This is a genomic window from Ewingella sp. AOP9-I1-14, from assembly GCF_052375995.1.
Lineage (GTDB): Bacteria > Pseudomonadota > Gammaproteobacteria > Enterobacterales > Enterobacteriaceae > Ewingella > Ewingella allii.
Window position 1 is genome coordinate 278,862 of the sequence record NZ_JBQSVA010000001.1, and the last position, 23,818, is coordinate 302,679.

The following is a 23,818-nucleotide window of genomic DNA, read 5'->3' on the forward strand; positions in this document are numbered from 1 at the left end:
CACATCTTCCTCTTGCCAACCACCTTACGCCTAATGCTGAAGCTCTGCTGAAGCAAACCAAAACTCTGCGTAACACCTCGGAAAAAATAAAATGTCATTTCATTTTTCTCAGTCAATTTGCGCAATATCTCGCAAAGTTTGCGCAATAAAATTCTTCTGCTTTTTATTTCCACCCAATAAGACTATTACTGTTTATCTAATGCGAAAGATAAATGAAAATGCTGGCTGAGCGAGCTTGCCGAATTAACGAAATTCAGGAGTTTGATGTGGATAGATGTGTATTTTACATTTCGGATGGTACTGCGATTACGGCGGAAGTGTTGGGGCACGCGGTCCTTTCTCAATTCCCAGTTAATGCGACAACCTTCTCGCTGCCCTTTGTGGAGAATGAAGGGCGAGCCAAGGCCGTCTGCCAGCAAATCAATGATATCTATGCAAAGACCGGCGCTCGCCCGCTGGTCTTCTATTCCATTATCTCGCGCGAAGTGCGCGATATTATTGCCAGCAGTGAAGGCTTTTGTCAGGACATCGTGCAGTCATTGGTTGCGCCATTGCAAAATGAGCTAGGCGTTGAACCTACGCCCGTTGCCAATCGCACTCACGGCCTGACGGCCAGCAACATCACTAAGTATGACGCCCGTATCGCGGCCATTGACTACACGTTGGCCCACGATGACGGCATATCACTGCGCAATTTAGATCAGGCTCAGGTCATTTTGTTGGGCGTATCACGCTGTGGCAAAACCCCCACCAGCCTCTATTTAGCCTTACAGTTTGGTATTCGCGCGGCAAACTACCCGTTTACCGCCGATGACATGGACAACATTCAGCTTCCTCCGGCCCTTAAGCCTCATATGCATAAGCTGTTTGGCTTGACCATCAACCCGGAGCGCCTCTCCGCGATTCGTCAGGAACGCGTGGAGAACAGCCGCTATGCTTCGCTGCGCCAATGCCGAATGGAAGTGTCAGAAGTTGAAGCCCTGTTCCGCAAAAATCAAATACGTTATCTGAACAGTACAAACTATTCGGTAGAAGAGATTTCGGCCAAAATAATGGACAGTTTCGGCATGAGCCGCCGGATGTTTTAAGAGCTTTTAATGACGTAGACGGCATAACCTGCCGTCTACAGTTGAAATCATCTAGTTTTGCGTTATTGTGATCGCCATCACTTCCCGGTATTCCTGCCGTAGCGAAGAAACACATTTCGAGAATCACATGTCACAAACAGATGAACTGCGTACGACGCGCATCGACAGCCTGATCACACCTCAGGCACTGGCGGAAAAACTGCCAGTTTCCTCGTCGGTCGCCAATAACGTGACAACGTCACGCAAGCGAATTGAACAGATAATTTCCGGTGAAGATCCCCGTCTTTTAGTGGTCGTCGGCCCCTGCTCTATTCACGATATCGAAGCTGCCATTGACTATGCCGGGAAGCTCAACGTTCTGCGTGAACGTTATAAAGACCGACTGGAAATCGTCATGCGCACCTATTTTGAAAAACCTCGCACCGTGGTCGGCTGGAAAGGATTGATCTCCGATCCCGAGCTGAACGGGACTTTCCGCGTCAACCATGGCATCGAGCTGGCGCGCAAAGTGCTGTTGGCGGTGAATGAGTTGGGAATGCCCACGGCCACTGAGTTCCTCGATATGGTGATCGGCCAGTATATTGCCGACCTGATTAGCTGGGGAGCCATCGGCGCACGCACCACCGAGAGCCAGATTCACCGTGAAATGGCGTCAGCTCTCTCTTGCCCGGTAGGCTTTAAAAATGGCACTGACGGCAACACGCGCATCGCCATCGACGCGATCCGAGCTTCTCGCGCCAGCCATATGTTCCTCTCGCCGGACAAAACCGGGCAGATGACTATCTACCGTACCTCGGGCAACCCTTATGGTCACGTGATTATGCGCGGTGGGAAAACGCCAAACTACCACGCGGCCGATCTTCAGGAAGCCTGCCGCAATCTGGCCGAGTTCGATTTGCCTCAGCGTTTAGTGGTCGATTTTAGCCACGGCAACTGCCAGAAGCAGCACCGCCGCCAGTTGGACGTGGCTGAAGACGTCTGCCAGCAGATCCGCGCAGGTTCAACTGCCATTGCCGGCATTATGGCGGAAAGCTTCCTTGAAGAAGGCACCCAGCCGATTGTCGCAGGCCAGCCTCTCACCTATGGCAAGTCGATCACTGACCCTTGTCTGAACTGGGAAGATACTGAGACCTTGATCAACATGCTGGCCGAGGCGGTGGATAGCCGTTTTTGATAGTTATCCCAATTATCTGCGCTAAGTCACGCAAAAGGGCAACGCAGGTTGCCCTTTTCAATAAGCAAATTTTATCCCCACGGTAGAATATCTTTCGCCCCGCCCGCTGATTTTCCTCACAGTTTTTACCTTTCCCCTCCCCTAAATAGGGTTAACCCTCAGATAACTGACGATTTAACATCAGATTTCTCTTGATGTGTTGTGTCAATGATTTGATAATGATTCTCACATTGATATTAATTGCTATTAACATCTGTAACTATGAATGACAAAACTCAACCCATTTCGCCTCATGCTATCGGCAACTCGCCACTGGATAGCCATGGGGAAAATACCGAGGGTGCAATCTGCATTTCGAGTGCAGATCTGCTGGGTGATGCTGGCGTAGCGACCATTATCCATCAAGGGCAACGCTACCAACTGCGTCAGACCAAGGCCGGAAAACTGATACTGACTAAATAACCGGTTTACCCTTTTAACTTACCCGCCAGCCACCCAGGTCTAAGGATCAAGGCAGCCAGCAAATCTTATTGATATGTGAAAACATACGGAGAATTGCCCCATGCTTCATACCCTTACCACACGGCTGCGTTTTTCAACTTTGAGCCTGGCGATTGCCTGCGCTCTGCCGCTGGTAGCCCAAGCCGACACCACTCCTGCCCCAGCAAAAGACAGCAAAACCACGGCTGATTCCAACAAGAAAGTGTCTGAAGATACCATGACCGTTGCTGCAACAGGTAACCCACGCGACAGCTTTGAAGCCCCTATGATGGTGACCGTCATTGATGGCACCAGCGCGGAAAGCCTGACTTCCTCTTCTTCCGCCGACATGCTGCGCCGCGTTCCGGGCCTGAGCATTTCCGGCACAGGTCGTACGAATGGGCAAGATATCTCGCTGCGCGGCTATGACCGTCGCGGCGTACTGACCCTGGTCGACGGCATTCGTCAGGGGACCGACACCGGCCACCTCAACAGCACCTTTATTGATCCGGGCTTGATTAAGCGCGTAGAAGTGGTGCGCGGCCCGTCGGCCTTGCTGTACGGCAGCGGCGCACTGGGCGGCGTGGTCTCTTATGAAACCGTTGACGCCGCTGATTTGTTGATGCCGGGACAAGACATGGGTTATCGCGTATTCGGCACCGGCGCGACGGGCGACCATAGCCTTGGCATGGGTGCCAGTACCTATGGCAAAACTGATAATTTCGACGGTTTGCTCTCTTTCGGCACCCGCGACGTGGGTGATATCAAGCAGAGTGACGACTTCAATGCGCCTAACGATGAGAACATCGGTAATGTGTTGGCGAAAGGCACCTGGCAGCTCGACCCGGCCCAGTCTCTGAGTGCAAATCTGCGTTACTACAATAACAACGCGAAAGAGCCAAAAAACCCGCAAACCCCGGCAGTCTCTAGCGGCAACGTGTGGACCGATCGCTCAACCATTCAGCGCGACGCCCAGCTGAGCTACAACCTGAAGCCGGAAGATCAGAACTGGCTCGATGCCAAAGCCACTGCTTACTATTCGGATATCAATATCAATGCGCGCCCTGAGGGCACGCCGGAAGAGAAGCGCAAGCAAACTACCAAAGGCGCTAAGCTCGAAAACCGCTCTCGTGTGTTCACTGACAGCTTCGCCGCGAACTTGCTGACCTACGGCACGGAGGCTTATAAGCAGGAACAGACCCCAGGCGGCGCGACCACTAGCTTCCCGCAGGCGGATATCAACTTTGCTTCCGGCTGGTTGCAGGACGAAATCACCCTGCGCGACCTGCCGGTTTCCATTCTGGCCGGCACTCGTTATGACAACTATCGTGGCAGCAGCGACGGCTATGCGGACGTTGACGCCGACAAGTGGTCATCCCGTGGCGCATTAACCGTTAACCCGACCGACTGGCTAATGGTGTTCGGCTCCTACGCGCAGGCCTTCCGCGCCCCAACTATGGGCGAAATGTACAACGACTCGGTGCATTTCAGCATCCCAATGGGCCGAACCACCATCGTCAACAATTGGGTGCCGAACCCCAATCTGAAACCTGAAACCAACGCCACGCAGGAATACGGTTTCGGTCTGCGTTTCAACGACTTGATGATGGCCAATGATGATTTGCAATTCAAAGCCAGCTACTTCGATACCAACGCCAAGGATTACATCACCACGGCGGTAAACATGAATCTTGGCGTTGGGCGCACCGGGCCTTACTGCATCGATTGCAGCACCTACTCCACCAATATCGACCGCGCTAAGCTGTGGGGTTGGGATGCCATGATGAGCTACAAAACTGATCTGTTCTCCTGGGACGTGGCCTACAACCGGACTCGCGGTAAAGATGAAGCCACCGGCGACTGGATTGACAGCATCAACCCAGACACCGTGACCAGCAGCCTCGACGTGCCTATCGCGCAGTCCGCCTTCTCTCTCGGCTGGGTGGGCACCTTTGTTGAACGCTCAACCCACGTCAATACCGGCACGGCGCAGCAGGCGGGCTACGCCATCAATGACTTCTATGTGAGCTATAAAGGTCGGGACAGTTGGAAAGGCATGACCACCGCCGTCGTGCTGGGCAACGCCTTCGACAAAGAATCCTATTCACCACAGGGCATTCCACAAGACGGCCGCAACGCTAAGTTGTTCGTCAGCTATCAGTGGTAATGGCACTGTAAGGCACCCCTAAAATCGCCCGGCCTCGTTCCGGGCGCTATCAATAAAAAAGATGAGGAGAGAGCAATGAGTTCATTAAATTACCAGAGTTATCTGCAAGCTAAAGAAGCGAATCCGGGCAAGTATGCTCGCGATCTGGCGGAGATGATGGGGATCAGCGAAGCGGAACTTACCTCCCTGCGCGTTGGCCATGATGCGGGTCGTATGGACGTTGATGCCAGAACCTTACTGACCGCCCTTGAGAAAGTCGGCGTGACCAAATCCATCACCCGCAATGATTATGCTGTCCATGAGCAAATGGGCCGCTATGAGAACCAGCACCTGAACGGCCACGCCGGTCTGATCCTCAATCCGCGTGAACTGGATTTGCGACTGTTCCTGCAGCACTGGCTGCACATCTTCTGCATGACCGAGAGCCACCCGAAAGGCGACCGTCATAGCATTCAATTCTTTGATGCTCAGGGCAACGCGGTGCACAAAGTCTACACCACCGACGAAACCGACATGGACGCGTGGCATGCGCTGATTGCGCAATATCGCAGCGCTGAAAACCCGGCTCTCGAGCTGGTTCCGGCGGTGAAGGCCGAAGTGAAAACCGAAGCCGCCAGCGGCGATATCGACAGCGAATGGCGCGCCATGACTGACGTTCACCAGTTCTTCCAGTTGCTGAAGCGCCACAACCTCAGCCGCCAGCAGGCATTCAAAGCCGTCGGCGATGATTTGGCTTATCGCGTGGATAACGGCTCGCTGACCGCTATTTTGGAAGCGGCTCGCGACCAGCAGAATGAAATCATGATTTTCATCGGCAATGCGGGCTGTGTGCAGATCTTCACCGGCCAGATCAAAAGCGTCCGCCCGCACGGTGAGTGGATCAACATCTTCAACCCGCGCTTCACCATGCATCTGATTGAAAGCGCCATCGCCGAAAGCTGGGTGACCCGCAAACCGACCAAAGACGGTTTTGTCACCAGCCTTGAGCTGTTCGCGGCTGACGGCACGCAAATCGCGCAGCTTTACGGTCAACGCACCGAAGGCCAGCCAGAGCAGAACCAGTGGCGTGAACAAGTGGCCGCACTGAGCAGCGAGGGCGTCGCAGCATGAAACGTCGGTTGAGTGCATGGGCGTTCGCGCTGGCCGGGGCCTGTTCCCCACTGGCGCACGCGGCAGAGCGTTTGGTGAGTATTGGCGGCGACGTGACTGAAATTGTGTATGCGCTAGGCGCAGGCGATGAAGTGGTGGCGCGTGACAGCACCAGTTTGCATCCCGAGCAGGTAAAAAACCTGCCGAACGTCGGCTATATGCGCCAGCTTAACGCGGAAGGCATTTTGGCGATGAAGCCAAGCGTAGTGCTGAGCAGCGAGCTGGCCGAGCCTTCTCTGGTCTTGCAGCAGGTGGCGCAGAACGGCGTCAAAGTGGTACGCATCCCGGGCAATACCACGCTGGACACCGTGCCGCAAAAGATTGAAGTAATTGCCGATGCCCTCAACCGCCAGCAAGAAGGCGAGAAACTGATTGCCACCTACCGCCAGAAACTGGCGGTAGTGCCTAACAGCCCTCTGCCAGTGAAAATATTGTTCGTGATGAATCACGGCGGGACCAATGCTTTGGCCGCCGGTCAGAATACGGCCGCAGATGCCATGATCACCGCCGCTGGTGCGCAAAACGCCATGCAAGGTTTCTCCCGTTATCGCCCTCTCGCGCAAGAAGGCATTATTGCCAGCGCGCCAGACATTTTGATGGTAACCACAGACGGCGTGAAGTCGCTGGGCGGCCTTGAGCAAGTGTGGAAATTACCCGGCGTTGCCTTAACGCCCGCCGGTAAAAACCACCGCGTGCTGGTCCTTGACGATATGGCGCTGCTCGGTTTTGGCCTCGAAACGCCCGACGTATTGATTAAAATTCGTCAGGCCGCGGAACAGGTAAAATAATGAGCACCATGACCACCCTCGCCCACTCACGCGTCAGTACCCCGGTGCGGGTACTGGCGGGTCTGGCGATCATCCTGCTGATCTTAGCCGTCATCGCCATGAACTCCGGGGCGCTCTCCGTGCCACTGCGCAGTGTATTAAGCCGACATATGGATGACGGGCTTTGGCAAATATGGGTGACCATCCGCCTGCCCCGCGTGCTGCTGGCGGTGCTGGTAGGCTGCGCGCTGGCCTGTTCGGGCGCGGTAATGCAAGGGCTGTTTCGCAATCCGCTGGCGGACCCTGGCCTACTTGGCATCAGCAGCGGCGCGGCGCTGTTTGTCGCCATGTCCATTGTGCTACCCATGTCGCTGCCGCCAATCATCGCGCTTTATGGGCAGATGTTCGCTGCCTTCGCGGGCAGCGTGGTGGTGTCGTTGATTGTGTTTACCCTCAGTCGCTTCGGCCACGGCAATTTGTCCCGGCTGCTATTGGCCGGGATCGCCATCAACGCCATCTGTGGCGCTATGGTTAGCGTGCTGACCTACGTCAGTGATGACCAGCAGCTGCGCCAGTTCTCCCTGTGGATGATGGGCAGTCTGGGGCAGGCGCAGTGGCCGACGCTGATTGTCGCGGCAACCCTTATTCTTCCAGCCTGTGTTGCGTCCTTCTTGCTGTCGCGTCGCCTGAACCTGCTGCAGCTAGGTGATGAAGATGCCCATTACCTCGGGGTGAATGTTCGCCGCACCCAGCTACAACTGCTGTTGATTAGCGCCCTGCTAGTGGGTGTCGCCGTGGCGGTGACTGGGGTGATTGGCTTTATCGGGCTGGTTATACCTCATCTACTGCGTCTAAGGGTGGGTGCGGATCATCGCTGGTTGTTACCCGGCTCGGCTCTCGGCGGCGCCTGTTTGCTGCTGCTGGCGGACACGCTGGCGCGAACGCTGGTCGCCCCGGCGGAAATGCCCGTCGGGCTGTTAACCAGCCTGATTGGCGGCCCCTATTTCCTATGGTTGATTTTGCGTCCGGGGACACCGCGATGAGCCACTCTCAAACCAGCCTGCGCGCTGAAAACCTGCGGCTCACCGCCGGGCCGCGCTGCCTGATCGATGATGTTTCGCTGCAACTCAATAGTGGTGAAGTGGTGGCGCTGATCGGCCCCAACGGCGCGGGCAAGTCCACCCTGCTGCGTTTACTCACCGGCTTCTTACAGGCCGATGCAGGGTATTGCGAATTAGCCGGGAAAGCCCTCTCCGACTGGGCACCGCAGGAGCTGGCTCGCAAGCGCGCGGTGATGCGCCAAAGTAGCGAGTTAGCCTTTAACTTCAGCGTGCGCCAAGTGATTAACCTCGGGCGCGCCCCCCACGGCAAGGGGCATCACGCGCAGGCGATGCAACAGGTGATGGAGCAAACCGACTGCCTGACGCTGGCGGACAGAGATTACCGCGAGCTGTCCGGCGGCGAACAGCAGCGAGTGCAGCTCGCCAGAGTGTTGGTGCAGCTTTGGCAGCCGACCCCCACTCCGCGCTGGCTGTTTCTGGATGAGCCAACTTCGGCCCTTGACCTCTATCACCAGCAGCACACCTTACGATTGCTGCGCAGGCTGACTCGCGAAAGCCCGTTGGCGGTATGTTGCGTGCTGCATGATTTGAACCTCGCCGCGCTCTACGCCGATCGCATTGTGCTGCTGCACGAAGGCAGAGTGGTGGCCTCCGGTACCCCGACGGACGTGCTAACCGCCAAGACGCTGGGCCAGTGGTATCACGCGGATCTCGGGGTGAATTTGCATCCTGAAAGCCCTGTTCCTCAGGTGTTTTTGCGCCAATAGCCGACTCGCCAAAGTATGAATATAAAAAGGGTTCAGCATGCTGAACTCTTTTTTATGGCGACTTGCCCGCAGATGTTAACTAGAGCAGGAAACCTCCAGATGCTTGCCCCAGTCCGGCGGCAGCGCGGCCATGGCGTCATACTGCGGCGCATCGCTGTAAGGATCTCGCAGCGCCTGATGCAGTTGAGACAGCACGCTGATGTCGTCGTGCTCGGCGCGCTCAATCGCCTGCTGCGCCAGATAGTTACGCAAAATCACCCGCGGGTTAGATTGCTTCATCGCCTGCTGACGCTCGGCGTCGCTGTGCTCTTCCAGCTGTAGGCGTTGGCGATATTGCTGATACCAACTGTCGAAGCCTTGACGGTCGATAAACTCATCGCGCAGCGGCGACAGCGACTGTTGCTGCTCCACCTCACTCAGCAGGCGGAAGGTGCGGGTGTAGTCCCGCCCCTCTTTCGCCATCATGCTCAGCAGCCCGGTCAGCAAATCATTGTCCTGTTTATTTTCAGTGAAGAACCCAAGTTTGCCGCGCATCAGCTGACCGTACGCCTTCATCAGTGCAGGCTCATAGGCATTTACCGCCCCTTGCAACTGCTCGGCGCTCATCAATCCCGACAGCGTCTGGGCCAGACGGTGTAAGTTCCAATAAGCCACCGCCGGTTGGTTATCAAAGCTGTAGCGCCCCTGATGGTCGGAGTGATTACAGATGAAATTCGGCTGATAGTCGTCGAGGAAGCCATAGGGGCCGAAGTCGATGGTCAGGCCGAGGATCGACATGTTATCCGTGTTCATCACGCCGTGGGAAAAGCCGACGCTCTGCCACTGGGCAATCAGTTTTGCCGTGCGCTCCACCACCTCTTGCAGCCACAGCGCGTAACGCGTCGACGGGTCGCTTTCGCTCTCCAGCAGGTGCGGCCAGTGGTGGGCAATAACATAATCCGCCAGCTGTTTCACCTGTTCGGGCTGCTTGCGATAATAGAAATGCTCGAAATGGCCGAAGCGGATATGGCTTTCCGCCACGCGCATTAGCATCGCCCCGCGCTCTGCCTGTTCGCGAAATACCGGCTCATCGCTGGTCACGATAGTCAGCGCGCGCGTTGTCGGAATGGAGAGATGATGCAGCGCCTCGGACGCTAAAAACTCGCGAACCACCGAGCGCAGCACCGCGCGGCCGTCGCCCATGCGGGAATACGGCGTCAAACCGGCACCTTTTAAATGCCAGTCAAAGCGGCGGCCGTCAGCCAGCACCTGCTCGCCGAGCAGAATGCCGCGCCCGTCGCCAAGCTGCCCGGCCCACACGCCAAACTGATGGCCGCTGTAGACCTGCGCCAGCGGCTTCATGCCGGGGAAGAAGGCCTCGCCCGTCCAGAATGGGCGGTGCTCAGCATTAAACAGGCTTTCATCCAGCCCCAATTCTTGGGCCAGAGGTTCACTGTGATAGAGCAGTTTTGCGCCTTGCAGCGGCGTCGGTTGCAGCTCGGTATAAAAACCCGCCAGCTGGTCCGCATAGTGTTGTTCAAACTGTGGCATAAATCCCCCTTTCTTTCAGTGTAGAACTGCCTGCGGGTGATTAACACGGAGTAAAAACAGGGAGATTAGGCTCCGGCAGGCAAAGAAAAACCCAGTAAAGCCTAATTTACTGGGTTTGGACGCATCTTATCTTTGATGATGGCGTTGTCTATTAATGAAATTGAGGGGGGCTCTCGAGCAAGGTGTCCAGCGCGGCGGCTTCAACACCCGGCCAAAGCATGCCCTTCATGCCCTGAACCTCAGTTTTATTTAACGCCTCAAAATACTCGCTACTGTCTAAGCCGTCGATCACCACATTGCGGCAGAATCTATTAAGATTTCTTAACAATGAGGGCAAAATAATGGTGAAATTTTCGCCTTGGTATAACTCCCAGAACAACGCCCTATCCAGTTTTACCCAGGTGAAAATATGGTCGAAAATCGGTGCCATATTGGCATTACCCGATCCCATTCCATCGAGCCAAAGGGTGAAATTATTTTTCAATGCCACTAATTGGGCATTCTTTTTGCCAGCAGAGAGTTGTGGAAAAGACTCATTGATACTGAGATGAATAAAGCTCAACTGCTTAAATTCATCACGTAATTCATCATTATCAATAATAATATTGGCTAACTTTTCTTCTACAGAAATATTGAGGATCACCTGATTTTTCTCAAACCAGGACGCATGTTCTTTTGCAAAGGCCACTTGTTCGGACAAAAAACGAGAGAGTTGCTGTGTGTTTAATAAGTTCAAAACCAGTTCAGTCGGCATAATAAGCTTGCTGTCTGTGCTCGCAAAACGACAAATTAATTCAACGGCTAATAGTTTGCCCTTGTTTGAATATATCGGCTGGCACAAATAGTTGCTGCTAAAGGCCGTATCGAATTGTATTTTCATTTTTTTCCAAAACATCAACGGCACTACACATTGATTAATAACTTTGTTGTATACCAATCAAACCAGAATGATGTTCTGACTCTATCAGCCGGTAATCACTCTTATTATCGATACCAAAAAAGTGCCTGTCTGGTGTTAAGTCTGCTGCTAAGTTCCCGCTTTACATCATGAAACTGATTTTAGAATTATACCCCCATATAACAGTCTGTTTATAAATGTTAGGGGGATGAAACAGGGCGTTACACTTCAATCTTATCGTTAGCGAACATTAAGCGCAACTTAGGAAATGAACCCTCTTTTAGTGAGTTGCTCAGCAAAAAGAAGGCTTATTAGAATGATTGTTTTTTACTGAATGCAGCTGACCAGCCACCGCTGCAATTCACTTAATTCTGCCTGAAGGGCCGGATAGCGCTGAATGATGCGTCGGCAGACGTTTTCTACCTCGGTGGGACGATACGGCGTATCAACCAGTTCAACCGCCAATTCGTTCAATGGCGCGGGGTGTAGGCTGTCGGTAAACACCTGTGCACGGCTGATATGGCCTTTTAATACATCAAAGTGGATATCCACGCCGCCCCAAACAAAACGCTCATTGAGCAGATGGCTAAAGGCCGGCGCTTTGCCGAAATTCCATTCCCAACTGCTCTGTTTGGCGAACTGTGCCTCGAAGCCGGGTAGATCCGGGAAAACATCAGGAGAGATGATTTCCGGCTCCACTTCCACGCCGTACCAATCAAAGAATGAGTCAATAATGGCGTCACACACCTGCTGATGATTTACCTCAGGAATTAACTCATTGAGATTAGCCACCCGCGAGCGCACCGAAGTGATGCCCTTGGCTTGCAACTTTTTTGGGTCAGGATTGAGGTAGTCGGCCAGACGGCTGAGATCGGCGCTGAGCAGCAGCGTACCGTGGTGGAAACCGCGATCCTGCGTCTCTTTATAGGCTGAGCCGGAGATCTTGCGCTCGCCGTCCGCCGTTTGCGCCACCAGATCATTGCGGCCTGAGGCACTGGCATTGACGCCCAGCGCGTTCAACGCATTGAGGATAATGGCGGTGGAGACACTTTTGTCATATTCCGGCTTGCCGGCCATAAAGGTGAAACAGGTATTGCCTAAGTCATGAAACACCGCCCCGCCGCCGCTGCTGCGACGCGCCAGGCGAATCCCATCCTGCTCCATCCGGCGAGTATTGCACTCCTTCCACGGGTTTTGGGCCTGCCCGATGACCACCGTCTCGGCATTACGCCACAGAAAGAGAATCCGCTGGCTGGTCATCTGCCGGAAAATACAGTCCTCAACGGCAAGGTTAAACCAGGGATCATAAGAGTCGGAAAGCAGCAATCTGATAGGTTTCATCACGTTTCATCCTGAAAGAATTTCACCTGATGATATCAGCAAAAAAGCCGATCAAATACGCAGAGCCTGCGAGGGAATAGACAATAAACGTCAAAAGATACCGCGAAATCTTCCACAACATTCCGCAAAATCATTCGAGTTGAGTCAAGGCGGCAACCGAGCGAAGCCATCTGGAGCCGTTCTCAGAATTCCGCTAAACCATTCGCGTTGTATTAAGGCGGCAACCGAGAGAAGCCCGGGAGTGGCCCCCAAAGAATTCCGCAAAATCATTCAAGTTGCGTCAAGGCGGCAACTGAACGAAGCCAAGGAGCTTACACAAGTAAGTGACTTGGCTTCGCGAGGGCAGCCAACGCAGGAGCAGCTTGAAGGATGAAGCGGAATTTTAGATGCGACGAGCCTGCCAATACACCTTTCGCCAATAAACATTATTCAAAGACGATCGTGTCACGCCTTGACTGGTTGATGCGTGAATAAACTGGTCGCCGGTGTCGTAGATGCCGACGTGCAGGCCGTTTTCACCACTGCCTGTTTTGAAGAACACCAAATCTCCCGGCATCAGTTCGTCTCGGGAGACTTTAGTGCCAATTTCAGTTTGCGCGCTGGTGGTGCGAGGTAACACCATGCCGAAGCGATCGCGGAAGGTGCGGAAGACAAATCCAGAACAGTCGACGCCGCTAGGTTGCAGGCCACCATAGCGATAAGGCGCGCCCCGCCACTGGCTGAGCTGATCGTTGAGCTGCGCCACCACGGCAATGGAGTCGGATAACTTGCCGCTCGGCGGCGGCGCGTGGCTACTACAACCATTGAGTACCAGAGCAGCTAATACCAGCAGAGAATACAAGGTTCCGGTGGTCCAACGCATGGCAGTCCTTCCTTTCGGGATGACGGTCAAACGATATCAACAGGCAGAACGGTCCCTGTCAGATGTCGCCTTGCTCTAAGAGCAGGTTATTAGAGGATAAAAAGAATCTAACGCTATTTTATCCGTCATCCAATCGAAAATCGCAAATTCATTGGAATTTATCGCTTTCAGTGTGGCTGCTCGCTCGGCTTGCTGTGGATTAACCAGACGCCAAACATCACCAGTATCCCGCCGCAGGTTTTCAATAAATGGACGTTTTCATTGAACCAGGGCAGCGTTACCGCAGCCAAATAGACCAACGCATAGCTTAGGCTGAGCAAGGTATAGGCGCGGTGCAACGGTAAAATTCGCAGCGCGAAGAACCAGCAGAGCATGGAAAAGGCATAACACATGATGCCAATTGTCACCGCCGCCAGTGCCGTCAGGTTATTGAAAATAAAAGAAAGTCGCAGCTCTGACAGTGAGAACAACGGGATTTGCACCATTCCCCACTTCAATAAGAGTTGGGCGAGGGTCACCAGCAGCAGGCTGCCGACGCCCCAGCTGTATCCACGCTTGGTATCTGCACTCGTCATGCGTTAATACTCATTAAGGCTATTCCCAGCATGATGAACGCCACGCCCAACCAGTGGCGGCGGTCCACATGCTCTTTGAAAATCCAGCGCGCGCACAGGGTGATCAGCACGAAATTCAGGCTCAGCATCGGGTAAGCAATGCTGAGAGGAATTTGTTGCAGCACGCGCAGCCAGAACAGCATGGCCAAGCCGAGTAAGGCAATGGCCAAGATGAACCAGCGTATGGCAGGTTTGAAGGAGTCGCCGCCGACCTGCGCCGCTTGCTTCTGACAAAGCTGCCCGGCACAGGTCAGGATACTGACTACTAAGACGAAGAAGTAAGCGGTCATGGCAACTTACGATAGAACAGTAAGGCCAGACGGTTCATCTGCACTTGCTGATCGGCCTGCGGCAACTCAGACGTCGTGCTGATTTTGCTGTCGAGTTTGATCACCACTGAGACATCCCCCTGCTGGCGAGCCGCTTGCAGCCACGCCGGGAAGTTTGCAGCACTGATGTAATGCCCTTCCGCGTCGGGATAGCCCAGGCCGTATTCCACTTCGCCCTTCTCGTCATACATCAGAATGTCGCTGCGCTTGAGGGTCCAGGCCAGGCCTGTCGCCACGCCAACGTTATCCGCCAGAACATAACGGCTATGCTGAAGTAAGGCAAGATTGGTATCCATAAAGGCCTGCGGCTGCTTGGAATCCACCACTTTTTGCGGGATCGCCTGTCCCACTAGCAGCGCCAGCACCACCGGGCAAACGGCGGCCCAGTACCAGCGGTCACGCAGCGAGGTCAGGCTCAGCGCCCCGGCCAAAGCCCAAGGCACAAAGCACAGAATGCCGATGGCAACGCGCGAGTGCTCTTCTGGCGTATACACCGGTTTGATGTGCAGAGGCGTCAGGCCGGAAATCGCCACCACGGCCAACACGGTGATAACACCAAAAATGATGTTAATAATGCCGTTGGCTTTTAGCGCACGCAGCCTGCCGGAGAGGCGGATCTGCTCAAGGTGATCGGCCATCAGCAGCGCCAGCGGCGCAAAGCACGGCAGGATGTATGTCGGCAATTTGCCTTTCGCCACGCTGAAGAAGATCAGTGGCATCAAGGCCCAGCTTAGCAGGAAGAACAGCTCCGGGCGCATCACGCGCTTGGTCCAGCCGCTGATTAATGCTCCCGGCAGCAGCCCCATCCAAGGTAAAGCCCCTAAGAACAGCACCGGAATGTAGTACCAGAACGGCGCTTTATGCTGGGCATTCTGCTCGGCGAAGCGCTGAATATGTTCCACCCAGAAGAAGTAGTTCCAGTAGTCAGGCTCGCGCAGAGCAATCGCCAGCACCCATGGCAGGCTTAGCACTAGCGCACTCAGTACCGCCAGCGGCCCCCAGCCAAACAGGGTTTTGAAGCGTTGTTCACGAACAATGATCGGCAGTACGGCAATAACCGGCAGCGCCAGCGCCAGAAAACCTTTGGTCATAAAGCCCATACCGCAGGCCAAACCGAGGGCGATCCAGCTGCCGACTTTTTGCTTAGTGGTGACGGCCTGCATACAGAAGTAGCTGGCAACCATCGCGGCGGTCATCCACAAGGTGATCATCGGGTCGAGAACGCTGTAGGTTCCGATGCTGAACACCAGTGTGAAAGAGAGATAAATCAGGGCAGCAATGCATGCCTTCTGGCGGTTACGCCACATCAGCATCGCCAGCCAGCCAATCAGCAAGGTGCTGAGCAGCGTACAAAAGACCGAGCCGAAACGTACGGCAAAATTAGTTTCGCCGAAGATCATCTGGCTAATATTGTTGAACCAATAGCCCGCCACCGGCTTTTCGAAATAGCGTAATCCCAACAGATGAGGCACCACCCAATCGCCGCGCTGCAACATCTCGCGGCTGATTTCGGCATAGCGCGTTTCATCAGGCTGCCACAGTAAACGAGTATTCAGAGGCACTAAATAGACCAGCGCGAAGAACACTAACAATACGGTGCTCCACACACCTTTGTACGCTTTGGACATCAGGAAAGACCTTCTTTCTGGCAACCTAACCACCCTTCCCGTCCTGGGAAGGTTGAACGAACGACGCGGCCTACCGGCAAGGTGCTCAGGTCAGCGGGCAGTAACTCGCCCATGGCGCAGAACTGAATGCCTTCTTGCGCAGCGCGCGTCAGTAAATCGTCAAACATGTCTGCTAGCGACATCCCTTCCACTTCGGCGTGGATGGTGTACACCGGCACGCCATCGTCTTGCTTAATGGCGTCGAGAATAAAATCGTTAAAGGTCGCGGTAGTCACCTCACTGCCGATCACTTCGTCATACGTCGGTAAAGTGACAGGTATTTGCACCGTCCCCGTTTGGCCGTTTTCCAATAAGGGCAGGAAGGGAAACTTACCCCGACAGTCGCTGTTGTAGCGAAAACCAAAGGTCTGTTTCACATCGATAACCCGTTGGTCAGCGCGCCAGCCCGCCACCGCAGAGCAATCAACCGGGCGTCCGATGCTGCGCTGCAAAGCATCAAGGCCGAGGCGAATTTGCTTCTCTAGCTGTGGCTTTGACCATTTGCCGACTTTCGCCTGCCACCCTTGGTGATCCCACGCGTGCAGCCCCACTTCGTGGCCCTGCGCGGCGGTCTGTTTCATCAATGGCGCGAAATCGCGATAGATTTGCTTACCCGGCCACGCCGTGCCCGCCAGCAAAATATCCAGTCCGTAAAGGGAAGCGGCATTGGAGCGCAGCATTTTCCACAGAAAGCGCGGACGCAAAAGGCGCCATAAATGACGCCCCATATTGTCCGGACCTACGCTGAAGAAAAAGCTGGCAGTAACATTGTGCTTCGCAAGAACTCGCAGTAACTGAGGGACACCCTTTCGGGTGCCGCTCCAGGTATCGACATCAATTCGTAATCCGACTTTTTTCATGCAGCCTTACCGTTATGCCTGATTGTTGTCTGGATTAACCGAACGCAGGAAGAAATCGAGTGTTTTTTCGACGGTTTTATCCATCGCGATTTCAGGGGTCCAGCCCAGCAAACGCTTGGCATTCTTGATGCTCGGCGTGCGGTGCTCAACGTCCTGATAACCTTTGCCGTAGTAAGTACTGCTTTCCACGGATTTGAAACCGGCAAACGGCGGGAACTGGTCACGCAGTGGGTGAGCTTCAAAACTACGCAGCAGCATCTCGGCCAACTCGCGAATACTGGCTTCGTTGGTTGGGTTACCGATGTTGATGATTTGGCCATCACAGCGATCTTCTTTGTTCTCGACGATGCGGAACAGTGCCTCGATACCGTCAGTGATGTCGGTAAAGGTACGTTTCTGTTCGCCACCGTCAACCAGCTTGATTGGAGAACCTTCAACCAGGTTGAGGATCAGCTGAGTAATGGCGCGTGAGCTGCCGATACGGGCTGCATCCAGGTTGTCCAGACGCGGACCCATCCAGTTAAATGGACGGAACAGGGTGAAGCGCAGCCCCTCTTTCACGCCGTAAGCCCAGATCACGCGGTCCAGCAGCTGCTTAGACACCGAGTAGATCCAGCGCTGTTTGTTGATTGGGCCAACAATCAGGCGAGAAGTATCTTCGTCGAACTCTTTATCGTCACACATGCCATACACTTCCGAAGTGGATGGGAAGATGATGCGTTTTTTGTATTTCACGCAGTCACGAACGATTTTCAGGTTCTCTTCGAAGTCCAGTTCGAACACGCGCAGTGGGTTACGGGTGTATTCGATTGGCGTTGCGATCGCCACCAGCGGCAGGATCACGTCACACTTCTTGATGTGATACTCGATCCACTCGGAGTGAATGCTGATATCGCCTTCAACGAAGTGGAAGTGCGGGTTATCCATGAAGCGGCTCACGGCATCAGAGCTGATGTCCAGACCGAAAATTTCATAGTTATCTTCGCGCAGCAGGCGCTCGCTCAGGTGGTTACCGATGAAGCCGTTAACCCCTAAGATCAGCACGCGAGTACGGCGTTTCATCACCGCCGTTGGCAGCGAGCTGAGTTTAACGTCAGGCATGATGCCCAGTTCCAGCGCCAGGCGAGAACCTTGAACGTAGAGACCGGATTCACTCTGGCCCGCCAGAATTTCCAGCGCGCCTTCGCCACAAGCCACTACCAGCGGATCGCTGGACAGCACGGTGCCCGGCTGTTTGTCGTGGGCGGTGGCCAGCGGACGTGAACGCCAGATAGTCATTTTACGCTGACCGAGGTAGGTGAAAGCACCAGGGTAAGGTTCGGTCACGGCGCGGATCAGGTTATTGATTTCAGTCGCAGATTTGTGCCAGTGGATCTCACCGTCAGCGGCGGTACGGCGGCCGAAGTAGCTCGCTTGAGACTCATCTTGCGGGGTCAGCGTCACGTTGCCCTGCTTGATTTTTGGCAGGACGTCGGTCAACAGCACTTTTGCCGCGTCACGCACTTTGGCGTGCAGCGTCAGCGCGATATCGTCGCTGCTGATTGGCACAGCAAGCTGGCCCACGATGTCACCCGCGTCAGGGCGTTTAACCATCTTATGCAAGGTCACGCCTGTCTCGCTTTCGCCTTTCAGCAGCGCCCAGTTAACCGGCGCGCGGCCACGGTAGCGAGGCAGCAGAGAGCCGTGCAGGTTGAAACCGCCCAGCGGTGCCAGCGACAGCACTTCTTCGCTGAGCATGTTGCGGTAGTAGAAGGAGAAAATCACGTCGGGCTGCAATTCACGGATACGATCAACCCACAGAGGGTGATTCACATCTTCCGGTGCATAAACCGGCAAGTTCAAACCCGCGCCCACGCGGGCTACGGAAGAGAAAAAGTTATTTTCGTCTGGCGAATCAGTATGAGTAAATACTGCTTGTACGTCATAACCCGCGTCAACTAAGGCCTGAAGCCCAACGCAACCAATATCATGGTAGGCAAATACAATCGCTTTCATTACTCTTCTTCCTGGCTGTTTTCGTCAGAACGTATTCCAACGACTTTTTGAACAAAATAACGGGGACGCGCACGAACATCATTGTAGATACGCCCGATGTATTCACCGAGTAATCCCATACCCACGAACTGTGCACCAATAAACATAAATAAGACGGCAAAGAGCGTGAAGACGCCCTCAGCAGCCCAAACTGGACCATGAATCAAACGCATGAGGATCAGGAAGACCGCCAGCACGAATCCAAACAGCGCGATGGCGCTGCCCACTACGCTGAGCATACGCAACGGTGTGGTGGTCAAACAGGTGATCAGGTCGTACATCAGGTTGATGAGTTTCATCAGGCTGTACTTAGAATCGCCAAATTCGCGTTCCGAGTGCTGCACCGGAATTTCCACCGTTTTGCGCGCAAAGGTATTGGCCAAAATAGGAATAAAGGTGCTGCGTTCGTGGCAGTGCAACATGGCTTCGATGATGTGACGGCGGTAAGCGCGCAGCATGCAGCCGTAGTCACCCATAGCTTTGCCGGTGGCACGCTGGATCATCATGTTGATGAGCTTTGAGGCGGACTTGCGGAACCAGGAGTCACGGCGGTTAGCACGCACGGTGCCCACCACGTCATAACCTTCTTCGGCTTTGGCCACCAGACGCGGGATCTCTTCCGGCGGGTTCTGTAAGTCAGCGTCCAGAGTGATAACCAAATCGCCCGATACATGGCTAAAACCGGCCATGATCGCTGAGTGCTGGCCGTAGTTACGGTTAAGCAGCACCGCAACGACGCAGTTTTCAGGGACTTCAGCCGCTTCGGTCAGCATTTCAGCTGAACGGTCGCTGCTGCCATCATCGATTAAAATAATTTCATATTTTTGAGTCAGTTGGCGGCACGCTGCTTGGGTACGCGACAGCAGTGCTGGAAGACTCTCTTCTTCGTTATAGACCGGAATAACGATCGAAACTTTACGAATGGGTTCAAATTGCGCCACTACTGCTTCTCCAGAAGTGAAAAAAGGGCTGCAACAACGCGATCAACATCGCTGTCCTGCATATCGGGGAACAGAGGTAAGCTGCACAGGCGCTCGCTGTTCCATTCAGTATTCGGCAGGCTAAGTTCTGGATAACGCTCGCGATAATACTTTTGCGTGTGGGCCGCACGGAAATGTAGTCCGGTGCCGATACCCTTGGCTTTTAAACGCTCCATCAACTGGTCGCGGCTAAAGCCCAAACGATCGGTGTCGACGCGGATCATAAACAGGTGCCAGGCGTGCAGGTGCGGGTAGTCAGGGGATTTCATCGGGATGAACGGTGAACCCTGCAGCTTCTCTAAATAGAGATTCGCCAGCTCGGTGCGTCGGGCATTGATCTCAGGCAGACGGCGCAGTTGCACCACGGCAATCGCGGCCTGAATGTCAGAAAGATTGTATTTGAAGCCCGGCTCAATCACTTCGGCCTGCGGCTTACGCCCCTGCACCTCACGATCAAAGGCATCGACCACCAGACCATGGAACTTAAGCGCGCGCACTTTGGCTGCCAGCTCGTCGTCGTCAGTGGCCACTAAACCACCCTCGGCGCAGGTCATGTTTTTAATGGCGTGGAAAGAGAAAATGGCCGTGCCCTGCGAGCCCACCCAGCGATCGCGATAACGCGTGCCTGCCGCGTGCGCTGCATCTTCTACAATGGCGATGCCGTGCTGTTTAGCCAGAGCGTAAATAGGGTCGAGATCCAACGGGGCGCCCGCGTAATGCACAGGAATAATCGCTTTGGTGCGTGGGGTAATTGCCGCCGCGACGTCGTCTGCGTTGATCATTAACGTATCAGGGTCAACGTCAATCATAACCGGCTCTGCACCAAGCAGAACAATCATGTTCAGGGTCGAAACCCAAGTTTGAGAAGGGGTGATGACTTCATCGCCAGGGCCAATGCCCAAGGCCATCAGGGTGACGTGCATCCCCCCCGTTGCCGATGCGACGGCGATAGCATGTTTACATCCGAAGGTCGCCGCAAAATCCTGTTCGAGCTGGTTCGCCTGTGGCCCGGTGGTGATCCAACCAGAGCGCAGAACCTGACTCACAGCCTCAATTTCTTCCTCACCCATTGACGGGCGAGAGAAAGGCAAAAAATTTTCCATGACACTATCCCAATCCCAAAGAGGTAATAACTCAGTTCAGACTCTAAAGCGGTTTGATTTAACAATAATTAAACGCCGAGCCGAAATAATCGGAAACATTGCCAGTACAAGCTTAATTTAACCTTAAGGCGCGTCAAGTTATCTGTAAAGAAAATAGGAAAAATGTGAATCAACCGATATATTCGATAATGAATAGAGTAATTATTTCAGTCACATAGCGGGAATTATTAAGAATTCTGAAAATTAAATACGCTATTTCTTAAGACTCAGCAGGGAAAATTATTGTTAGCCCGCGATCTATTATTGGAGAGCGATAATATTGTAAACAAGCATTACTTAAATAATAAGTTTGTCATATTAAGATGAATTAATGTGCAATAACGGCAGGGACCGCGCTCAGCCAGCGCTGATTTCCAACGTTATGCATTTGAAAATCCACGCTAAATACTTCAGAAAGCCTTTGAGGCTGCATAATGTCCGTACATTCTCCTGACGCCACCACCTGCCCCGCTTTCATCAGCCAAACCCGGCGGGCATGGTGCAAGCTATGGTTGAGGTCATGGTCGCTCAGAATGGCAATTCTGCCACTGGCGCAATAGTGATCGATAAGGCCGTCCAGTGCTTGCTGTTGAGCCACATCAAGGCTATTGGTCGGCTCATCCAACAATAAGAGTTGGCTTTGCGGATTGAGCGTCGGCCAGACCTGTAACAAAGTCGCCGCCAGCCTGACCCGCTGCCATTCACCGCCAGAAAGCCGTGTTACCGCGCGCTGGAGCTTATCATCTAAATGCAACTCGCGGGTTAAAAGCGTGATAGTGCCTTCGACCAATTTAGCCTCGGCCATGGCGGGCTGATGCAGGGACAAATACTGGAACACCGGCATCATGGATATCGGTGCAGACTGCTGACACAGATACCCTCTCCGCCTTGCCAATTCTGCCCCGGACAGGGTATCTAAAGGTTTTCCTGAAAGGCTGACGCTCCCTGCTCCCTGCAGCAAGCCCGCCATGCGGGCCAACAGGCTGCTTTTCCCCGCGCCGTTCGGCCCGATAATGTGGACGCGGCTTCCCGCCTCCACTTGAGTGGAAAAAGCCCGCAGCCGCTCGGCTACGCTCAGGTTATTGCATTCCAGCATCAGCGTTTCGGCCCCAAAGTTACTTGGCTAATGCTTGTTTAACGGCGTCAACCAGATGGGCATCTTCTGGCGTCATGTCTGGCGCGAAACGCTGGATAACCGTGCCATCGCGGCCAATCAAGAATTTTTCGAAGTTCCAGAGAATGTTGCCTGGCTGCGCCGGGGCGCGACCTTTGCTGGTCATACGCGCCAAGAACTCGCTACCCTCTGGCTCTACGGCCTTCGGCTGGGCAGAGATCAAAGCCTTATACAGCGGGTGACGGTTCTCGCCATTCACCTCAAGCTTGCTGAACATCGGGAATTTCACGCCAAACTGGGTGGTACAGAAGCTGTGGATCTCTTCTTCCGTGCCCGGCTCTTGCGCGCCAAACTCATTACACGGGAAGCCTAAGACTGCAAAACCTTGATCGTGGAACTCTTCATACAGCTTTTCCAGTCCCTCATACTGCTTGGTCAGGCCGCACTCGGAGGCCACATTCACCACCAGCAGCACGGAGCCTTTAAACTCGCCCAGGGTGGTTTTTTCGCCATTAATTTTCTTCAGTTCAACGTCAAATATTGCATTACTCATGATTATTTCCCGTTATGATTTGCAGGTTTAGTGACTCGTTTTTGAAATCTATTCGGTTTTCTCAGCCAGATCTAAGCAGTAGCCAGATAAACAGCGGCGCACCCAGCGTGGCGGTAACAACGCCAATTGGCAGTTCGGTCGAATAAAGTGCGATGCGCGCCAGCACGTCGGCGAGCAGCAGCACGCTGCTCCCGGCTAAGGCGCAAGCAGGTAATAAATGTTTTTGATCGGTGATGCCACACAGCCGCAATATATGAGGGATAACCAAGCCAACAAAGCCAATCACCCCGGCCAGCGCGACGCTCAGCCCCACCACCCAGCCGACGGCGAGCACCAGCAGGTTGCGCCACACGGCGACGGGTAAGCCTAATTGCTGCGCCTGCGCTAAGCCTAGCGACAGCAGATTCAGCGATTTACCTTGGGCACTCATCCATATCAGAGCAGGAAGTAACATCAGCCCCAGCCAATATTGCCGCCAGTCTACCCCGCCGAAGCCGCCCATCATCCAGTACATCAACTGGCGTAAATCCAGATTACTGCTGAAGTAGACCGACCAGGTCATCACGGCGCTGCACACGATGCCAATAGCAATGCCAACCAACAGCAAACGGGCATTTGCTAACAGCCGTTTGCTGGCGAAATAGAGCAGGATGAAGGTGGTGATCAGCGCCCCGGCGATGGCGGCCAGGCTTAAAATCCAAACGGGAGTTAACCCATTGCCCAGCATCACGCACAGCACCAGCGCCACGCCTGCGCCGTTGGCAACGCCCAGCAAGCCTGGCTCGGCCAGCGGGTTTTCAAACAGCGCCTGCATCACCGCCCCGGCTACCGCCAGCGCACTTCCGACCAGAATCACTGCCAGCGCGCGAGGTAAACGCAGTTGCCAGACAAACAGCTGGTTTTGAGCATCAAACCATTCACTCGGCCAAAGCCACTTCTCACCGGCGCACAGGCTGAAAATAAACACCAGCAGCAGAACCCCCCCAAGCCCTCCTAGCCGCGCATAGGCGTGGCGACGCTGTTGGGACTCAAGCTGGCGAAAGGTGGGATTGTGGTTTAGCAAAGAGACATTATCCTGAGGCGATACACGGCACTCGGCCATCAATAAGTGAAAGCTATCCTACCGATATTAGTCGCTTAGCTCTATAGCCGCCTGCACGACGGCCTATGCTTTTTCTTCAGCAGATAAAAACCAATAAAAAAGCCGATAACTTAATCAGGTTATCGGCTTTAATGGCGAT

The 23,818-nt window shown here is 54.1% G+C and carries 22 protein-coding genes; 8 read left to right on the top strand and 14 right to left on the bottom strand.

All coding sequences use genetic code 11. The annotated features are described in order from the left end of the window. The first annotated feature begins 266 nt into the window (after nt 1-266). From ppsR to ACT3RT_RS01395, 8 genes are all read left to right on the top strand, one after another. A complete protein-coding gene (ppsR, locus tag ACT3RT_RS01360; RefSeq protein WP_353503985.1) occupies nt 267-1,088 on the top strand; it encodes a posphoenolpyruvate synthetase regulatory kinase/phosphorylase PpsR in 822 nt (273 codons plus the stop codon). 127 nt (nt 1,089-1,215) lie between these two features. Continuing rightward, complete coding sequence (locus tag ACT3RT_RS01365) at nt 1,216-2,262, top strand: 3-deoxy-7-phosphoheptulonate synthase (RefSeq protein WP_496202392.1); 1,047 nt, start codon at nt 1,216-1,218, stop codon at nt 2,260-2,262. Nucleotides 2,263-2,523: 261 nt separating this feature from the next. Further along, nucleotides 2,524-2,724 carry a hemin uptake protein HemP gene (gene hemP, locus ACT3RT_RS01370; RefSeq protein ID WP_353502431.1) on the top strand — a complete coding sequence of 67 codons (201 nt, stop codon included), beginning with the start codon at nt 2,524-2,526 and terminating at the stop codon, nt 2,722-2,724. Between the two features lie 100 nt (nt 2,725-2,824). Beyond that, the gene (locus ACT3RT_RS01375) at nt 2,825-4,909 is read left to right on the top strand and encodes a TonB-dependent hemoglobin/transferrin/lactoferrin family receptor (RefSeq protein ID WP_485901073.1); all 2,085 of its coding nucleotides are present in this window, start codon (nt 2,825-2,827) and stop codon (nt 4,907-4,909) included. A gap of 75 nt (nt 4,910-4,984) precedes the next feature. Beyond that, the gene (locus tag ACT3RT_RS01380) at nt 4,985-6,019 is read left to right on the top strand and encodes a hemin-degrading factor (RefSeq protein WP_496202393.1); all 1,035 of its coding nucleotides are present in this window, start codon (nt 4,985-4,987) and stop codon (nt 6,017-6,019) included. Then, entirely contained in the window at nt 6,016-6,846 is an 831-nt protein-coding gene (locus tag ACT3RT_RS01385; RefSeq protein WP_485901077.1) for a heme/hemin ABC transporter substrate-binding protein, read from the top strand. Before ACT3RT_RS01380 ends, ACT3RT_RS01385 begins: the two co-directional genes overlap by 4 nt. Beyond that, nucleotides 6,846-7,868, top strand: a complete 1,023-nt coding sequence (locus tag ACT3RT_RS01390; protein ID WP_485901078.1) for a FecCD family ABC transporter permease — start codon at nt 6,846-6,848, stop codon at nt 7,866-7,868. The genes ACT3RT_RS01385 and ACT3RT_RS01390 overlap by 1 nt, the downstream gene beginning before the upstream one ends. Then, nucleotides 7,835-8,653, top strand: coding sequence for a heme ABC transporter ATP-binding protein (locus ACT3RT_RS01395; protein WP_437342001.1), 819 nt, complete (start codon nt 7,835-7,837; stop codon nt 8,651-8,653). Before ACT3RT_RS01390 ends, ACT3RT_RS01395 begins: the two co-directional genes overlap by 34 nt. A 75-nt stretch (nt 8,654-8,728) precedes the next feature. On the opposite strand, the gene ACT3RT_RS01400 is transcribed toward ACT3RT_RS01395, so the two are convergent. The 14 genes from ACT3RT_RS01400 to btuC all read right to left on the bottom strand — a co-directional run bounded on the left by ACT3RT_RS01400 (nt 8,729) and on the right by btuC (nt 23,640). Next, nucleotides 8,729-10,183 (bottom strand): protein adenylyltransferase SelO, encoded by a 1,455-nt coding sequence (locus tag ACT3RT_RS01400; RefSeq protein WP_496202394.1) that lies wholly within the window; start codon nt 10,181-10,183, stop codon nt 8,729-8,731. Between the two features lie 151 nt (nt 10,184-10,334). Next, nucleotides 10,335-11,063, bottom strand: a complete 729-nt coding sequence (locus ACT3RT_RS01405; RefSeq protein ID WP_353502438.1) for an EAL domain-containing protein — start codon at nt 11,061-11,063, stop codon at nt 10,335-10,337. A 345-nt stretch (nt 11,064-11,408) separates the two neighbouring features. After that, nucleotides 11,409-12,422, bottom strand: a complete 1,014-nt coding sequence (locus tag ACT3RT_RS01410) for a lipoate--protein ligase (RefSeq protein ID WP_353503986.1) — start codon at nt 12,420-12,422, stop codon at nt 11,409-11,411. 382 nt (nt 12,423-12,804) lie between these two features. Further along, nucleotides 12,805-13,284 carry an NlpC/P60 family protein gene (locus ACT3RT_RS01415; RefSeq protein ID WP_485901083.1) on the bottom strand — a complete coding sequence of 160 codons (480 nt, stop codon included), beginning with the start codon at nt 13,282-13,284 and terminating at the stop codon, nt 12,805-12,807. Nucleotides 13,285-13,451: 167 nt separating this feature from the next. Further along, nucleotides 13,452-13,859 carry a 4-amino-4-deoxy-L-arabinose-phosphoundecaprenol flippase subunit ArnF gene (arnF, locus tag ACT3RT_RS01420; RefSeq protein WP_485901085.1) on the bottom strand — a complete coding sequence of 136 codons (408 nt, stop codon included), beginning with the start codon at nt 13,857-13,859 and terminating at the stop codon, nt 13,452-13,454. Then, on the bottom strand, nt 13,856-14,188 hold the full coding sequence (arnE, locus tag ACT3RT_RS01425; RefSeq protein ID WP_034791173.1) for a 4-amino-4-deoxy-L-arabinose-phosphoundecaprenol flippase subunit ArnE: 333 nt from the start codon (nt 14,186-14,188) through the stop codon (nt 13,856-13,858). The genes arnF and arnE overlap by 4 nt, the downstream gene beginning before the upstream one ends. Then, a complete protein-coding gene (gene arnT, locus ACT3RT_RS01430) occupies nt 14,185-15,855 on the bottom strand; it encodes a lipid IV(A) 4-amino-4-deoxy-L-arabinosyltransferase (RefSeq protein WP_496202395.1) in 1,671 nt (556 codons plus the stop codon). Before arnT ends, arnE begins: the two co-directional genes overlap by 4 nt. Continuing rightward, on the bottom strand, nt 15,855-16,754 hold the full coding sequence (gene arnD / locus ACT3RT_RS01435) for a 4-deoxy-4-formamido-L-arabinose-phosphoundecaprenol deformylase (protein ID WP_496202396.1): 900 nt from the start codon (nt 16,752-16,754) through the stop codon (nt 15,855-15,857). Before arnD ends, arnT begins: the two co-directional genes overlap by 1 nt. 12 nt (nt 16,755-16,766) lie before the next feature. Further along, a complete protein-coding gene (gene arnA, locus ACT3RT_RS01440) occupies nt 16,767-18,749 on the bottom strand; it encodes a bifunctional UDP-4-amino-4-deoxy-L-arabinose formyltransferase/UDP-glucuronic acid oxidase ArnA (protein WP_353502444.1) in 1,983 nt (660 codons plus the stop codon). Next, a complete protein-coding gene (gene arnC / locus ACT3RT_RS01445; RefSeq protein WP_496202397.1) occupies nt 18,749-19,729 on the bottom strand; it encodes an undecaprenyl-phosphate 4-deoxy-4-formamido-L-arabinose transferase in 981 nt (326 codons plus the stop codon). The genes arnA and arnC overlap by 1 nt, the downstream gene beginning before the upstream one ends. After that, nucleotides 19,729-20,871, bottom strand: coding sequence for a UDP-4-amino-4-deoxy-L-arabinose aminotransferase (gene arnB / locus ACT3RT_RS01450; protein ID WP_396130415.1), 1,143 nt, complete (start codon nt 20,869-20,871; stop codon nt 19,729-19,731). The genes arnC and arnB overlap by 1 nt, the downstream gene beginning before the upstream one ends. 367 nt (nt 20,872-21,238) lie before the next feature. Continuing rightward, nucleotides 21,239-22,006, bottom strand: coding sequence for a vitamin B12 ABC transporter ATP-binding protein BtuD (gene btuD / locus ACT3RT_RS01455; RefSeq protein WP_353502447.1), 768 nt, complete (start codon nt 22,004-22,006; stop codon nt 21,239-21,241). Between the two features lie 19 nt (nt 22,007-22,025). Next, complete coding sequence (locus ACT3RT_RS01460) at nt 22,026-22,577, bottom strand: glutathione peroxidase (protein WP_353502448.1); 552 nt, start codon at nt 22,575-22,577, stop codon at nt 22,026-22,028. A 61-nt stretch (nt 22,578-22,638) separates the two neighbouring features. Next, entirely contained in the window at nt 22,639-23,640 is a 1,002-nt protein-coding gene (gene btuC / locus ACT3RT_RS01465; RefSeq protein WP_496199999.1) for a vitamin B12 ABC transporter permease BtuC, read from the bottom strand. Nucleotides 23,641-23,818: the final 178 nt, after the last annotated feature.